This window comes from Drouetiella sp. (assembly GCF_059504425.1).
The window spans coordinates 67,436-82,056 of record NZ_JCACIN010000120.1; the positions used below are offsets into that span (position 1 = coordinate 67,436).

A 14,621-nucleotide genomic window follows, 5' to 3' on the forward strand; every position below is an offset into this window, starting at 1 on the left:
ATCTGCATCTGACCCGATCCGTATTCGCCCGATTTGCATCATGAGTGTTCCTACCCTTTCCGTTCTCATGCCTGTCCATAACGCCGAACGCTTTGTGGCGGAAGCGGTTGAGAGTATTCTCAACCAAACCTTTGATGACTTTGAGTTTCTGATCGTAGACGATGGCTCTAGCGATCGATCGCTTGCTATTCTTCAGCGCTATGCGGCACAGGATGCCCGGATTCAACTCATTAGTCGTGAGAAAACTGGATATGTGGCAGCCTTGAACGAAATGGTGAAGCTGGCTAGAGGCGAGTTTTTAGCGCGAATGGACGCAGATGACATTGCCATGCGCGATCGCTTTTGTCTTCAGGTGGCGCGGCTACGGCAAGATCCAGACCTAGTTTGCCTAGGGGGAACCCATGGCATGATCGACGAAAAAGGTCGCTGGCTTACTTGTCTAGCGATGCCAGAGCAAAATGAGGAAATTCAAAAGCTGGCGCTGGCAGGGCACACGCCTATTAACCATCCTTGCGCCATGATGCGGCGATCGGCAGTGCTACAGGTGGGCGCCTATGATGCGACCCTTGCTCCTTGCGAAGACTTAGACTTGTGGTTGAGGTTGGGTGAGATAGGAAAGCTGGCAAATTTGAAGGAAATGGTGCTGAAATATCGGCTCCATGCTAATTCGGTGAGCGAAAAGCAGGGAGCGCTTCAACGTCAAAAGGCTCGTGAAGTTTGCAGTCAGGCTTGGCGACGAAGAGGAATTAAGGGAACTTTTGAAGCAACGGAGTCTTGGCGACCTGGATGCGATCGTCCTTCGCGCTACAAGTTTATGCTGCGGTATGGCTGGTGGGCATTTAATAGCGGTCAGAGACAGACAGCATTCCTGTACGGATGCAAAGCAATTCAGGCACTTCCCTGGCAAGGAGAAGGATGGCGGCTGTTGGTCAGTGCAGCCATTAAACCAACTGAAGCTAAACTGACTGAAGCTAAACTGACGAAGACTGAACTTATTGCGGCGGGCGATCGATCAGACGATGGGCATCCGTGCAATCGAAAGTAGAAGGGCGATCCATTGCGCAAGTGTCCTAAGCAAAAGTTAATGTGTTGTATAGCCCTACGTAATTGAGTTAGGACGAGTTATTTTTTGAGAGCTGCGCGGAGCGCAGCTCTCAAAAAATAACTCATTGGATCTAAGCGCGTAGCGCTATATGTGGGTGAGATGACGGTTTATGCGGCGGTTGGTGCTCTATAGCGATCAGGTCATTGCAGCAAATAAGCAAGTGGATCACTACTTGATTCAACTATTAGGTACAACCGCAGCGCGGATTGGCTATATTTCCTCGTCAAGTGATCCAAACCGTCATTACTTCACTTTAAAACAAAAGTACTACCAGCAATACGACCTCCAACTCGTGCTGTATGTTGAACTTGATGTGGCATATGACCCTGACCTTCTTGAACCGTTGTTTGCTTGTGATGCGATTCATTTGTCGGGTGGTAATACCTATTACTTCTTGTATTGGCTTCAGCAGCGAGGCTTGCAGGAGCGCCTCCGACATTATGCTAATCATCAAGGTGTGCTAATTGGCACGAGTGCTGGGGCAATTATTATGACACCTAAGATATCCTCGGCTCAGCTGTGCGGCGATGCACCATACCCATTGCTGACCACGGATCAGGGATTGAATCTAGTGGATTTTGCATTCGCACCCCATGTGCAAGATACACCAGAGGACTCTGCACGTATGCAGTCCTATGCCGATCAGCAGAAACGAGTTCTATATGGCTGCCATGATGGGGATGGAATTATAGTTGCAGGTGATACAGTGACGATGGTTGGCAATGTTATAACTGTGGCACCAACAGGTGTGTGAGTTATCAAAATAGCTATAGACAAGCCATATTAGGCAGCACTAAACAAGGAAATACGCACCAAAATGACAGATTCTAATCTTGCTGAAGAAACCCTGTCTCGCACACCGCTCTATCCTTTACATCTAGAACTTAATGCCCGGATGGTTCCTTTCTCTGGTTGGGAGATGCCTGTGCAGTATAGCGGCATCAGCCAAGAACATCACGCGGTACGCCAGCAGACAGGCATGTTTGACATTTCCCATATGGGAAAATTTGTCTTAAGCGGTGCAAATTTAATCGATCAGCTCCAGAAGTTAGTGCCCTCAGATCTTAGCCCTTTGCAGCCCGGAGAAGCGCAGTACACGGTACTGCTTAATCCTGCGGCAGGAATCGTAGATGACCTGATTATCTACTTTCAGGGTGAGGTAAAAGGAGAACAGAAAATTACCACAATTGTCAATGCGGCAACTACCGATAAAGATAAAGACTGGCTACTCTCTCATCTCGATATGTCACGAGTGGAATTTCAAGATCTCTCCCTCAACAAAGCTCTGATTGCCGTCCAAGGGGCAACGGCGGTACAGTCCCTCCAAGCCTTTGTTCAGGAGGATCTGTTCGCCATCAAACGATTTGGACATCTGGAGGGCACGGTGCTAGGCAAGCCCGGATTTTTGGCGCGCACTGGATATACAGGCGAAGATGGCTTTGAGGTCATGGTTGATCCAGATGTGGCAGAATCCCTCTGGCGATCGCTCCTGCAATCTGGCGTGGTGCCTTGTGGCCTGGGGGCGCGAGACACCCTGCGGCTAGAGGCGGCTATGGCGCTCTACGGACAGGATATCAACGATTCCACTACTCCCTTGGAAGCTGGACTGAGTTGGTTAGTGCATCTTGATCGCAAAGGCGACTTTATCGGGCGATCGCGCCTAGAACAACAGAAGCAAACGGGAGTCGATCGCCGTCTGGTGGGGCTACAAATGGCAGGACGCAACATTGCCCGACACGATTACCCTGTGCTACACAACGGCGAGAAGGTGGGAATTGTCACGAGCGGCACGCTGTCCCAGACCCTAGGATATCCAGTTGCTCTAGCCTACGTGACGACGGCATTGAGTAAGTTGGGGCAGATTTTAGAAGTTGAAATTCGTGGCAAGCCATATTCAGCAACGGTAGTAAAGCGACCGTTTTACAAGAGTCCACACTTCTAGCAGAGACGCTACGAACTCAACCTCACGGGCTAGAGCAACGCACAAAATCTAGAGCCAAAGAACGCATGATCGACACTACGGGCAACCGCCCGCGACATCGGTATATCGTAATAGGATGATTGATCACGATCGATTGTTTAAAGAACTACTCTCCACGTTTTTTGTTGAGTTTCTGGAGCTTTTTCTGCCACAAGTTTCTAAGCTAATTGAGCAAGATTCGGTTGGGTTTTTGCCACAGGAATACTTTGCTGACTTAACCACAGGAGAAACTAAAATTATCGATCTGTTGGCACAGGTGCGGCTAGCGGGTCAAGAAACGGGTTTTCTAGTTCATATCGAGAATCAATCTTCAACTGAATCTGATTTCAGCCGTCGGATGTTTTTCTATTTTTCACGGCTGCACCAGAAGTATTTGCAACGCATTTATCCAATCGTGGTCTTTTCCTTTGATGAACCCTATCGAGAGGAAGCGCATCAGTACACTATGGAGTTTGATGACCTCAAGGTAGTAGAGTTTAACTTCTTCCCGATTCAGCTTAATCGACTCCACTGGCGAGATTATCTGACGCAGCGTAATCCGATCGCAGCAGCGCTGATGGCAAAAATGCAGATTGAGGAGGGCGATCGCCCTAGAGTCAAAGCAGAATGTTTGCGGCTGTTGGCAACGCTTCAGCTTGACCCTGCAAGAACTCGACTGATTTCTGGGTTCGTAGACACCTATCTTCGCCTCAATGGGCAGGAGACGCAGGTGTTTCAGGAGGAGATTGGTAAACTGGAGGAAATGGAGCGGGAGGGCGTGATGCAAATTGTTACAAGCTGGATGGAGCAAGGCATTGAGCAGGGCATTGAGCAGGGCATTGAGCAGGGCATTGAGCAGGGGCTACAACGAGAAAGATCGCTTGTTCTGCGCCAGCTTACCCGAAAGGTAGGAGAGTTGCCTGAACTCGTTCAAGCTCAGCTCAATGCCTTACCGATCGCTCCATTGGAAGCGTTGGGTGAGGCGCTGCTGGATTTTGCGAGTTTGGCTGATTTAGAAGCATGGCTATCTGCACAGGGATGAAGCTCACTTCAGCAATTGCTCCGGCTTTGCACATAACCTAGAATTTCACCTCCACTGTATCCTTCACTGCATAGAGTAACGCTTTAAATCCAAGCCGTAGGGTGTCACTTGAGCTATCCCATCTCCATTCACCAGACCTCAATAGGACTGGGATGTGTTGGGTATTGCTCAACTCCAGAACCCAATTTGTAGACCCCCAGTTTGTCAACTCTTGAGCGCCTCAACAAAGCTCATTCTTAATGAGTGAATTTCTAGTTTAATTCCATACTCAGTGAAGGGGTGGATATGCTAGGCTGCGTACGGTCGATCGCAGCTTTAATCAATCCTTGAAACAAGGGATGTGACTTGCTGGGGCTAGATTGAAACTCTGGATGGAATTGAGTAGCAATAAAGAAAGGATGGTTAGGTAACTCAATAATTTCTACTAACCGACCGTCAGGCGAAACGCCGCTGAGCATATAGCCAGACTCTAAGAAGAGCGATCGGTAGGAATTATTGAACTCGTAGCGGTGGCGATGACGCTCGTAGATTACCTCTTGCTGATAGAGCTTTTCAGCTAGGGTGTTGGGGGTTAGACGGCAGGCGCAAAGACCCAGCCGCATTGTGCCGCCTAAATCTACTACATCCTGTTGTTCGGGCAGTAGGTTAATCACCGGATTTTGGCAGTTGGGATCAAACTCAGCGCTGTTAACATCTGCTAATTTGGCGACGTTCCGCGCCCATTCAATCACGGCACACTGCATTCCCAAGCAGAGTCCTAGAAAGGGAATTTGCTGGGTGCGGGCATACTCGATCGCAATAATTTTTCCATCAATGCCGCGAGGTCCAAAGCCCCCCGGTACTACGATGCCCTGCACTCCCGCCAACAGGCGATCGACCGACTGAGCATCGATATCTTCAGAGTTAATCCAGCGGATGTTTAGCTCTGCACTTCCCGCCAGAGCGGCGTGGCGTAGCGCCTCTACCACCGAGAGGTAGGCATCCGACAACCGCACATACTTCCCGACGATCGCTACTTCGATCGGCTGCTTGGGCTGATGCATCCGCTCGACGAGAGTTTGCCATTGGTGTAGGTCAGGTGGGCGCTGTTCAAGCTGCATAATTTCTATCACCTGATGGGCAAGCCCTTCTTTCTCTAAATTCATCGGCACTTCGTAGATACTGCTGACATCCTGTGAGGTAATGACGCACTCCACGGGCACATCGCAAAATTCTGACATTTTATCTTTGAGGTTTTGAGGCAGGGGGCGATCGCTCCGACACACCAAAATATCGGGCTGAATGCCGATCGATCGCAATTCCTTCACCGAATGCTGCGTCGGTTTGGTCTTCATTTCTCCAGCTGCCGGAATCCAGGGTACGAGGGTGACATGCATGTACAGCACGTTCTTGCGCCCGCCTACGTCTTTGCGGAATTGCCGGATCGCCTCCAGGAAGGGCAGCGATTCAATATCTCCTACCGTGCCGCCAATTTCCGTAATCACGACATCGGGATTGGTGTCTTTGGCAACGCGCAGGATACGCTCTTTGATCTCGTTGGTGATATGGGGAATGACCTGCACCGTGCCGCCGTTGTAGTCGCCGCGTCGCTCTTTGTTTAATACCGCCTGGTAGATCGAGCCTGTTGTGACGCTGTTGAGGCGCGACATGGAGGTATCTGTAAATCTCTCGTAATGTCCTAAATCGAGATCTGTCTCGGCTCCGTCGCGGGTGACAAACACCTCGCCATGTTGAAATGGACTCATGGTGCCAGGATCGACGTTGATGTAGGGATCAAGCTTCAGGATTGACACAGAGTAGTCGCGTGACTTGAGCAGCCGCCCCAAACTGGCTGCCACGATGCCTTTGCCGATACTGGATACAACGCCGCCAGTTACAAATACAAATTTAGTCATAGAAAAGCGGTTGGCTTAGAGCCTACGGGTACCATTCATTTTGACATGGGTTTTATTGTTGCTACCGTTTGATGGCTATGTTTCAAAAAATAAGCTGTGTTTTGAGAGAAAGCTGTATGGCTATCGTCAATTTGCTTAGGACATTTAGGGTGGGGCGCGTCGCGCCCCACCCTAAATGTCCCCGTCCCAACCGCCTTGGCGGTTGCTATCTTTCAAGCGAATTAAAGACGCGATGGGCTTGAGCTACGCATCAGGTAATAAAGCGTGAACTCAGCGCAGAAGGAAAGGGAAAACGCTGCGGATCGCCCGTCTTAGCCGGAGCAAAGTGACCAAATCTCGATACTTTTGCGCTACCGCAGGGGGATGTTGTGAAGCATCCTGAATCTGCGCCTCTAGCTCAGCATATTCCGCTGCCGTCATGGGAGTGCCGTCAAGGGGCGATCGCGCTTCTGTAATCACCTCTGTGCGCAAAATCTCTTCTGGCGTATCTTCGGGGGGTGGCAGAGCATGAGCTGGGAGCGCCACGAAAATGCCGTTTGTCAGGCAGAAAAGCGAAAAGAAAAGATAGAGTCTCAGGTTCATCCTTCCTCCAGTCCGGGGGGCAGCGGTTCGCCGCAAAGCCGATGAATCTGAGCAATGCGATCGAATAGCCAAGGGTAGTTTTGGCGATAAAGAGGAATCAGCGCCAGCGGACTCAGCAATGCCGCCGCCGCCAGATCTGCTGCCGTGAGTCGATCGCCCACCAGATATTTCCCTTCCTGCCAGCGAAATGCCAAAAACGTCAGCGCAACTTCCAATCGGCTAGCTGCTAGCTTCACGCGTTCAGCCGTGATGCCATATTGCCAGCGCACTGTTTGAATAATTAATTGATTAGAGAGAGAAGCATCGATCGCCTTGCCTTCACCCGCCCGAAACGCATAGTAAACAAACCGGGCAGCAATGCCAATGCTCTCGTCTAGCCAGTCTTCTAGTGCCCACACCTCAGAATTGAGCTGTGGATCGGCGATCGCCAAATTAGGTGCAGGACAGTAGCTATCTAAGAAATGAAAGATTTGCGTAGAGTCTGCTATGACAGGCGGCAGGTCGGATTGCTCTGGCAATAAAACGGGGAGTGTAGTCAACCCGCTCAAGGGCTTAACCTTGAGGATATGAAGTCCAGGTGTTAGGTTCTCTACTCGATAGGAAATCTGCTTGTAACCCAATGCCAATCGGGCTTTTCGGCAATAGTGAGACGTGCTAAATTGCAGCAGCAGCATAAGGAAAACCTATCGCCAGATCAGCTTGTCTATCAGATGAGTCCATTCGTTATAAGTCCGTTTGCCAGATCAGCCTATTTGCTAGATCAGCACAGTGCGATCGATAGCAGTTTTTCCTACTTCTGTAAGCGCTGCTGATTTCAGGGGTAAGTTTTCTGTGAGAGGAAAGACACGAACAGCCTACAAAAGTCAGATTTCTGGCTCAATCGCTGGATCTTAACCAGCTTTTTACGCCTGAAACTGACTTTTGTAGGCTGCCGTACAGATGAGATCCAATCAATGAACCGTCGATAAAGGGTAGAGCCTTTCGTCTAAAAAGCCGCAAATCGCCAATGTCCCAAATTAGGGAGAGGTGGTAGGAGATGCGGAAGGAGACATAGCATCAGGGGAACCAGCGGGAGCCTCTGCACCACCGCCGCAAGCCGCTAATGTTGCAGTCAAACCTAGAATCATGAGCAAACCAATTGCTTTCTTATTCATACTTTTTCCTTTGGTGAACTTTGGTCAATGAGCAACTCGGTGAAGAGCTAACCACCGAATTGGCAAACTTCTCTCTCAAACTAGCTGGCATGTGCAAGCAAAACTCTCAGAGCTAATCTGCCAATTTGGCGAAAAATTCGCCTGGAGCTTAGCTTACTCTTGGAGGGAGCTAAGCACTTAAAATTTATAGCAGATTTAGGGGTCAATAGTGCATCACTCGCCGGATATCTGTACAAAGGAAGAGAAATCAGCATATTAGCTGACTGCGATCGGCAAATTACTCTGAATGGTTTCCCGATACTGGCTCTTGGGCTTTACGCCTTTGATCTCGGTTACGAGCGCCTTATCACGGAAGAACTGAACCGTAGGGGTACCCACAACTCCAGCCGATTCAGCAATCTCAGGATCTTGCTCAATGTCGATCTCGATATAGTGAATTTGTCCATCAAATTCATCTACGACTTTGCTCAACATCGGCTTGAGGGTATGGCAAGGCCCACAGGTGGGGGAGGCGTATTTGACCATAATCAGGCGATCGCTATCGTGATAGAGCTTCCGCAGGGCATAGCCACCCACGTGCCGGGTTTGCGCCACACTGAACTCGTCGGCTTGCTCTGCTTCAGTTTTACGAGGCGTTTCTTCAGTTAGGTGCGGCTCAGCCACTTCGGTTTGATGGAACTCTTGAGCCAAATCATTTGCCGACAGCCAGCGCTCGGCAAGCATTGCTGCCATGCAGCCTGTGCCAGCCGCCGTAATGCCCTGACGGAACTCATGATCTTGCACGTCTCCGGCAGCATAAACGCCTTCGATGTTGGTTTCGACGTGGTTCTTGGGCACGATATAGCCAATTTCATCCAGGTCAATTTGCCCGGTAAACAGGCTCGTGTTGGGGCTATGACCGATCGCATAGAACAAGCCCTTAGCCGGAATCTGGCTCTCTTCACCCGTCTGGCGATTCTTCACCTTCACGCCCTGCATCCAGCCTTCTGCGCCGTAGACGTCGATCGCTTCGGTGTTCCAATGCACGGTGATTTTAGGGCTGTTCAGCACCCGATCCTGCATGGCTTTACTAGCACGCATTTTGTCGGTACGCACCAACAGATGCACATGGCTACCATACTTAGTCAGGTACACAGCTTCTTCTGCCGCCGTGTCGCCGCCACCAATCACCACAATCTCCTGATTGCGGAAGATGGGAGTTGCGCCGTCACAAATGGCACAGGCGGAGATACCGCGACTCCAGAATTCTGTCTCACTGGGCAAGTGCAAACGTTTGGCGGTTGCTCCAGTCGCAATGACAACGCTGTGGGCAAGCACTTCTCGCTCTTCAGAACGAATGACAAACGGACGTTGGCTAAAATCAACGTGGGTCACATCTTCTGTGTATAGCTCCGCACCCCAGCGCACGGCTTGCGCCTTCATCTGATCCATCAGTTGCGGCCCCATGATGCCATCGGGAAAGCCAGGAAAGTTTTCAACTTCTGTGGTCGTCATCAACTGCCCACCAGGTAGTCCTCCAGCCTGAAATCCCTCAAATACGAGTGGCTTCAGGTTCGCCCGCCCCGCATAGATGGCAGCCGTGTAGCCTGCTGGCCCAGAGCCAATGATGACAAGATTCTCTACCGTTGGGTTTGCCATAGTTTTAACATAAACTCGTAACGACTACGCTTAGTATAGCAAACTTAGGAGAAAAATCAAGTGCAGTTGGTTTTTAAGGGCAGCGCCCTTAAAAACCAACTGCACTTGAGTCATCAGGAGCGTTTCAGATTCACTGAGGTCTATCAGAGTTCTATCAACAGAGCTATTTTTAGGACTCTGTCCAGAACAGGGTCAAAACCTAAGCTAAGCAATCACTACATTACCTGCCCCGACACTGCCAACTGCAACATTGTTGAGGACTGCCAGCGTTGTGAAGCTGATGCCTGCCCCACCTCCATCGGCATCAATACGTAACTCAGTGGTTGCCCCTACCTGAACGAACTGAGCAAACTGCTGGAACCGTGCCAAGGGAGTCGCGCCCGCAAAGGCAGATTGGGCAAAGATCGATCGCACATCAATTACGTCGATCGCCCCATTAAAATCGGTGATGGTGTCAATGCCTTCCGTGAGGCTGTTGAAGACAAACATATCTTTATCCGCCCCGCCCGAAAGCGTATCTTTGCCAGCCCCGCCGACTAAGATATCGTTGCCCTTGCCGCCAATTAGCCGATCGTTGCCGCCTTGTCCTAGCAATTGGTCATTGCCTACACCCCCGTCAAGATTGTCATTGCCTACGCCGCCATCGAGTAGGTCATTGCCGTTGAGTCCTTTGATGCGATCGTTGCCCTTGAGTCCTCTGAGGCGATCGGCACGTTGAGTTCCCACTAGCTTATTGGTAGCAGCCTTATCTGAAAGCGTCTTGGCTTTTGCTGACAAAACAAAGGCGGGCAAGGGAATGCCTGTGATACCGCTGCCGCCGCCACTGCCGCCACTGCCGCCGCCACCGCCGCTGCCAACGCTGCCGCTGCCAGCAGGCGGAATGACATTGACGGTCAGCGTAGAAGTCCCACCAAAGGCGATGCCGTCCCCGACCTGAAACTGAAGGGTGGTGTAATTAATCCCACTTTCACCCGTGGTCGGACGGAACTTCAGGTTAGCCAGAGCGGTTGCCGCCACATCGACCCCGCTACCGATGACCTCTCCACCATCTGCTAAGCTGTTGCCGTTGCTGTCGTTGAAGAGTTGCCCACGGGTTGGGGCAGCGACAATTTTCACCGTTTGCAGGCTATCGTCTGTGTCAGCATCGGCAAAGGCGAAGGCAGTCGTGAGGGCGATCGCACTGTCGGCTGCTCCCGCGATCGTGTTGTTGCTAGAAGTCGGAATGGCGTTGAGAATCTGAAACTGAGTGCCAAACAAGTCTTCGTTGTTTTGCGTGTTGCCTAGAGCGATCGCGTTCGTTATCCCTGCATCGTTAGCGGCTGTATTGCCAGTAAAGGTATTTTTGCGAAGCTGCACAGTGGGCAAAGCTGCGGGCATTCCCTGATTATTGGTATTGGGGTTAGTCGTGGTTTGCAGGGCAAAAATAGCGCCCCCTAGCCCTGAACCGTTGGATAAGATCGTGCTGCCCGTGCCTCCTGTTGCCGTATTGGCGGTGAAGCGGCTATTCTTCACGGTCAGATTGCCGCTGCGAACGAAGATAGCCGCGCCCATGCCTGCCCCGCCGCCGCTCACGGTCGCTCCGCCTTTGCCGCCGCCAAAGCCACCATCCCGAAAGCTAGAGCCTGTCCCGCCTCTGCCAGTGCCAGCCCCAAAGCCACCCAAACCACCCGTTGCATCATTCGCGCCGCCGCTGTTGCCGCCGCCGCCGCCAAAACCGCCATTGCCACCAAAGCCGATGCCCGCGCCAAAACCGCCGCCGCCGCCACCGCCGCCGAAGCCGCCCCTACCACCTTTGCCACCGTTGGTCGAGCCGCCACCGCCGCCACCACCGCCACCGCCAAAGCCACCGTTCGTTCCAGCGCTTCCAGATCCCATTGCAGATCCCGCACCACCTGCCCCGAAACTTGTGCCTCCCCCGTCAATACCATCAGCACCTGCTGCGCCGCCGAAGCCGCCTTTCCCTCCTACGCCACCGCCCAACCTACCACCGCCTAATCGTACTGTTGCATTGCCATTCCCACCAACCACCTGATTATTACTGAAGCTGACATTATCAACGGTGACATTGCCGTCATAGACGAATAGCCCACCGCCCATGCCTGCACCGCCACCACCGCCGCCGCCTGATGAACCTGCCGATCGCCCTTTCTCGATCGTCATGTTGCTGAAGCTCACCGTGCCAGAGCGGACAAAAAACGGGCGTGCCGTATTTTCGCCGCTGACCGTGTGGTTATTCCCCACAATACTGATATTGCTGTTAATGACTGGCTCTGTGAAACCTGTCAGTTTGACATCCGTACCCAATTGAATGGTGTCATCTTCGGGAGTGGCGTTGGCTTGCTGGATAGCCCAGCTGAGGGTTCCTACCGTGCCGCCAGTGCCATCGTCATTGGCGACAGTCACATTCAGGACAGACAAGACCCCTTTGTAAGCCGCAGTATTTTTAACGGCTAGTCCTGATTCGATCGCGCCGCTAGCCACTTCTAGTGCCCAGTCTCCGCCTTGGGCGGCACTGCCCGTCAAGTCATTGCTGGCGGCTATGTCAGCTCCAGTTAACTGACTGAGGCGATCGACAAAGCTCAGACCTTGCGCCTCGGCACCAATATTGCAACCCAGTAGCAAAATGTCGCCGCTCTCTTTCAGGGCAGTGCCCCATTTCTGAAAGCTATCACCGGAAGCCTGTAGGCTCTCGGAATCCACCCAATCTGAACCTAGCTGTAGACCGCCTTGGCTGCCATGGGAAAGGATTTGAATCGAGTCTAGGTTTTGCTCAGTTGCTAGAGCTTCTTGAATTTGAGCAATGCCGCTGCGAGCTGAGTCGAGATAGACCACCCGCACTTGCGGATCGAGTCCGTTGAGGAGAATATTGCCGTCGAGAACCAGAGCATCAACAAAGAGAAGCGTACTTGCCATAAGAGCCGTCCAAGTAAAAGCTAGTGAATGAAGAGATGAAGCTTGACAAAAACGTGAAAAAAGATGCTTCCCCTGGACGGAAATTTCCCTGCGGCATGACGCATCGCAAGCTGAGGATTATACGGATGCAGCGCTACTTCCTGATCAGCGAAACAGTGTAAAACTCAGTAAATTCCCGTATCATCCATTACTTTTATGCAGTGAGGCGATCGGGCAATTTCTTAAAAAACTTAATTAATCCGAACTTGCAGCACTTTGCGCTCGGTTATGGCTGTCGCCAGTTTGCATAGGACATTTTGCATAAGACATTTAGGGTGGGGCGCGAAGCGCCCCACCCTAAATGTCCCCGTCCTAACCGCCAAGGCGGTTGCCATAGTTCTCTAATCAACTGGCGGACTATAAAATCACTGCCAACAAAACGTGCCCGATTTAATGAACTGGGGTTGTGGCGTGGGTGAAGGCAAAGGAGGGCGAGAGGCAATCTGAGTAATGTCTCGACCGAGAAGCCGCTGAGCCAGCGAGCAAAGGCGACGAGCCTGACGAAACTGTTGAACCGTCATGCCATAGCAGTGCAAATCGACAAATTGCTCGGTGCTGCGATCGAACACATGCTGCACCAAAACCCCCTCTAGCACAAAACCTAGGCTAGTTAGCCCCTTCTGAGCAGGCTGATTGTAGGCATAGGTATAGGCATAAACCCGATTCATGGCATAGGCATTGAATGCCAAATCTAGGGTCATCAGGCTGGCTTCTAAACCATAGCTGGCGTGGCGATGTGCTGTATCGAACAATCCAATCAAAAATTCGGCGCGGCGATGGAGAGCAGCATAATCTGATAACACAACCAGTCCGACTGGCCCATGCTGATGATGCACCATCATTAGCTCCAGGTAGCCCAGGCTATCGGGAGGCTGTTGGTGCAGAGTTTCTAGGCGCGATCGCACTTCATCGACATTTGCCGGACGGTCATTGAGCCGGAAGAGCTGCATAAACTCCGAATTCTGGTACGCCCGCTGAAATAACAGGGGAGCATCGTCAGGAACTGTGCGACGGAGAGACAGCGATCGCCCCTGATGCAGAATAGGGTGCAAGATGGGTTCAGACACAGCCATGATTTAAGCTCCCAATAAGCCGGGATAGAACAGCTCATAAAACCAGCGAAAATTGCGATGCAGCGAGGCAGCAATCCGAGGGGGCACCCCATGCGGGGGATGTTGCTCGATCGCTGAGTGGGTTTGATGAGGATATTTGTAGCGGTAGTGGCTATCGCTTTCAGTCGGGTAGACGCTGAGCTGCTGAGGATCAAAATTGACTGACGACAATCCTAACCAGGCATACACCCCCTGCATGGCTTCTTGGGGGTTGCTGATCAGATGCTCATAGACGACATAGTACAGGCGAGATTGCAGCTCTGCCTCTCGGTCTTGGATGGCTTCTAGCGATCGTAAGGGGCCGCCAATTACCCCATCGGCAGCAAAAAGGCGATCGGCGCGATCGATCGGCGTGAGCTGCGCCAGGTGATCCGAAAAATCAAACAGCAGGGTCTTGCGGTGCTGCGCTTCGATCGATCCCCACACCTGCCCCAAATCACGCACGCAAATCAACAGGCGACAATGGGGATCAAGCAAGTGCAAAAGCTCCAGGTGATGCATCCAGGCTCGATTTTTATCGACGACCCAATCCTGCGGAGCTTCTTCAAACCAGCCGTTGATCAATCCCTGAAATGCCGAAAGTAAGCGCCGATGAACTTTCGTAGGATCTAGATCCATCTGAGCCAGCAAAAACGGATCATCGCTTAAGTTTTTTCGTAGTCCCACCAGAGTGGGGCAAAGGGGCGAACTCTGCCCAGAATTATAGATTTCAGGATGTTGCCCTAGGAGTTGGCACAGTAAGGTAGATCCAGCGCGGGGTAGACCCGTCACACAAATTAGGCGTTTGGTCAGCACAGAAGAGACTTGCTCCATCAGGTGAATGGCATCCTGAATGAGGATACGTCTCTCTCTGTAATCTAGGCATCTCAGGTCTCTACCGGAAGGATTGTGATTCGTTACAACTGAATCTAAGTCTCTACTGCCAAAAATGGCGAGCGATCGCCCGCGTCTCTCAATATCCTGTTAGGGTTAATTTCGAGCACACTTATGACTTAGACTATCAAGTCCGTAAGTCTTGATCCAGAAACCTGCTATCGGGTATTTCAAACTAACAAATGTATCGATAGGCATCTTTAGTTTGCAGCAGAGTAACGGTTGCGCTCCCGAAGCAAGTTGCTAATCTGTAGCTGCAGAAGCCCTAGGGTGATCATTGTCTTTTCTGGAATCTGAAGTATGCATTC

The 14,621-nt window shown here is 51.5% G+C and carries 12 protein-coding genes; 4 read left to right on the plus strand and 8 right to left on the minus strand.

The annotated features are described in order from the left end of the window. The first annotated feature begins 40 nt into the window (after positions 1 to 40). The 4 genes from AC5JMP_RS26835 to AC5JMP_RS26850 all read left to right on the plus strand — a co-directional run bounded on the left by AC5JMP_RS26835 (position 41) and on the right by AC5JMP_RS26850 (position 4,107). Positions 41 to 1,045 carry a glycosyltransferase family 2 protein gene (locus AC5JMP_RS26835; protein WP_495854569.1) on the plus strand — a complete coding sequence of 335 codons (1,005 nt, stop codon included), beginning with the start codon at positions 41 to 43 and terminating at the stop codon, positions 1,043 to 1,045. 169 nt (positions 1,046 to 1,214) lie between these two features. After that, positions 1,215 to 1,859 carry a Type 1 glutamine amidotransferase-like domain-containing protein gene (locus tag AC5JMP_RS26840; protein ID WP_495854570.1) on the plus strand — a complete coding sequence of 215 codons (645 nt, stop codon included), beginning with the start codon at positions 1,215 to 1,217 and terminating at the stop codon, positions 1,857 to 1,859. Between the two features lie 63 nt (positions 1,860 to 1,922). After that, positions 1,923 to 3,047, plus strand: coding sequence for a glycine cleavage system aminomethyltransferase GcvT (gene gcvT / locus AC5JMP_RS26845; RefSeq protein ID WP_495854571.1), 1,125 nt, complete (start codon positions 1,923 to 1,925; stop codon positions 3,045 to 3,047). 115 nt (positions 3,048 to 3,162) lie between these two features. Continuing rightward, positions 3,163 to 4,107, plus strand: a complete 945-nt coding sequence (locus AC5JMP_RS26850) for an Rpn family recombination-promoting nuclease/putative transposase (protein ID WP_495854572.1) — start codon at positions 3,163 to 3,165, stop codon at positions 4,105 to 4,107. Between the two features lie 251 nt (positions 4,108 to 4,358). On the opposite strand, the gene pyrG is transcribed toward AC5JMP_RS26850, so the two are convergent. The 8 genes from pyrG to AC5JMP_RS26890 form a co-directional block, all read right to left on the minus strand. Further along, complete coding sequence (gene pyrG / locus AC5JMP_RS26855) at positions 4,359 to 6,002, minus strand: CTP synthase (protein ID WP_495854573.1); 1,644 nt, start codon at positions 6,000 to 6,002, stop codon at positions 4,359 to 4,361. A 270-nt stretch (positions 6,003 to 6,272) separates the two neighbouring features. After that, on the minus strand, positions 6,273 to 6,584 hold the full coding sequence (locus tag AC5JMP_RS26860; protein WP_495854574.1) for a hypothetical protein: 312 nt from the start codon (positions 6,582 to 6,584) through the stop codon (positions 6,273 to 6,275). Then, complete coding sequence (locus AC5JMP_RS26865; protein WP_495854575.1) at positions 6,581 to 7,258, minus strand: glutathione S-transferase family protein; 678 nt, start codon at positions 7,256 to 7,258, stop codon at positions 6,581 to 6,583. The genes AC5JMP_RS26860 and AC5JMP_RS26865 overlap by 4 nt, the downstream gene beginning before the upstream one ends. 342 nt (positions 7,259 to 7,600) lie before the next feature. Next, positions 7,601 to 7,738, minus strand: coding sequence for a hypothetical protein (locus AC5JMP_RS26870; protein ID WP_495854576.1), 138 nt, complete (start codon positions 7,736 to 7,738; stop codon positions 7,601 to 7,603). Between the two features lie 255 nt (positions 7,739 to 7,993). Beyond that, positions 7,994 to 9,376 (minus strand): thioredoxin-disulfide reductase, encoded by a 1,383-nt coding sequence (gene trxB / locus AC5JMP_RS26875; RefSeq protein ID WP_495854577.1) that lies wholly within the window; start codon positions 9,374 to 9,376, stop codon positions 7,994 to 7,996. Between the two features lie 204 nt (positions 9,377 to 9,580). Further along, on the minus strand, positions 9,581 to 12,289 hold the full coding sequence (locus AC5JMP_RS26880) for a DUF4347 domain-containing protein (protein WP_495854578.1): 2,709 nt from the start codon (positions 12,287 to 12,289) through the stop codon (positions 9,581 to 9,583). Positions 12,290 to 12,693: 404 nt separating this feature from the next. After that, complete coding sequence (locus tag AC5JMP_RS26885; protein WP_495854579.1) at positions 12,694 to 13,401, minus strand: GNAT family N-acetyltransferase; 708 nt, start codon at positions 13,399 to 13,401, stop codon at positions 12,694 to 12,696. 3 nt (positions 13,402 to 13,404) lie between these two features. Continuing rightward, positions 13,405 to 14,253 (minus strand): sulfotransferase family protein, encoded by an 849-nt coding sequence (locus AC5JMP_RS26890; protein WP_495854580.1) that lies wholly within the window; start codon positions 14,251 to 14,253, stop codon positions 13,405 to 13,407. Positions 14,254 to 14,621 lie beyond the last annotated feature (368 nt).

What these genes read in the sequence shown, in the direction of transcription:
- AC5JMP_RS26835 (WP_495854569.1), top strand. Translation starts at nt 41, where the DNA reads ATGAGTGTTCCTACCCTTTCCGTTCTCATGCCTGTCCATAACGCCGAA.
- AC5JMP_RS26840 (WP_495854570.1), top strand. Translation starts at nt 1,215, where the DNA reads ATGCGGCGGTTGGTGCTCTATAGCGATCAGGTCATTGCAGCAAATAAG.
- gcvT (WP_495854571.1), top strand. Translation starts at nt 1,923, where the DNA reads ATGACAGATTCTAATCTTGCTGAAGAAACCCTGTCTCGCACACCGCTC.
- AC5JMP_RS26850 (WP_495854572.1), top strand. Translation starts at nt 3,163, where the DNA reads ATGATTGATCACGATCGATTGTTTAAAGAACTACTCTCCACGTTTTTT.
- pyrG (WP_495854573.1), bottom strand. Translation starts at nt 6,002, where the DNA reads ATGACTAAATTTGTATTTGTAACTGGCGGCGTTGTATCCAGTATCGGC.
- AC5JMP_RS26860 (WP_495854574.1), bottom strand. Translation starts at nt 6,584, where the DNA reads ATGAACCTGAGACTCTATCTTTTCTTTTCGCTTTTCTGCCTGACAAAC.
- AC5JMP_RS26865 (WP_495854575.1), bottom strand. Translation starts at nt 7,258, where the DNA reads ATGCTGCTGCTGCAATTTAGCACGTCTCACTATTGCCGAAAAGCCCGA.
- AC5JMP_RS26870 (WP_495854576.1), bottom strand. Translation starts at nt 7,738, where the DNA reads ATGAATAAGAAAGCAATTGGTTTGCTCATGATTCTAGGTTTGACTGCA.
- trxB (WP_495854577.1), bottom strand. Translation starts at nt 9,376, where the DNA reads ATGGCAAACCCAACGGTAGAGAATCTTGTCATCATTGGCTCTGGGCCA.
- AC5JMP_RS26880 (WP_495854578.1), bottom strand. Translation starts at nt 12,289, where the DNA reads ATGGCAAGTACGCTTCTCTTTGTTGATGCTCTGGTTCTCGACGGCAAT.
- AC5JMP_RS26885 (WP_495854579.1), bottom strand. Translation starts at nt 13,401, where the DNA reads ATGGCTGTGTCTGAACCCATCTTGCACCCTATTCTGCATCAGGGGCGA.
- AC5JMP_RS26890 (WP_495854580.1), bottom strand. Translation starts at nt 14,253, where the DNA reads ATGGAGCAAGTCTCTTCTGTGCTGACCAAACGCCTAATTTGTGTGACG.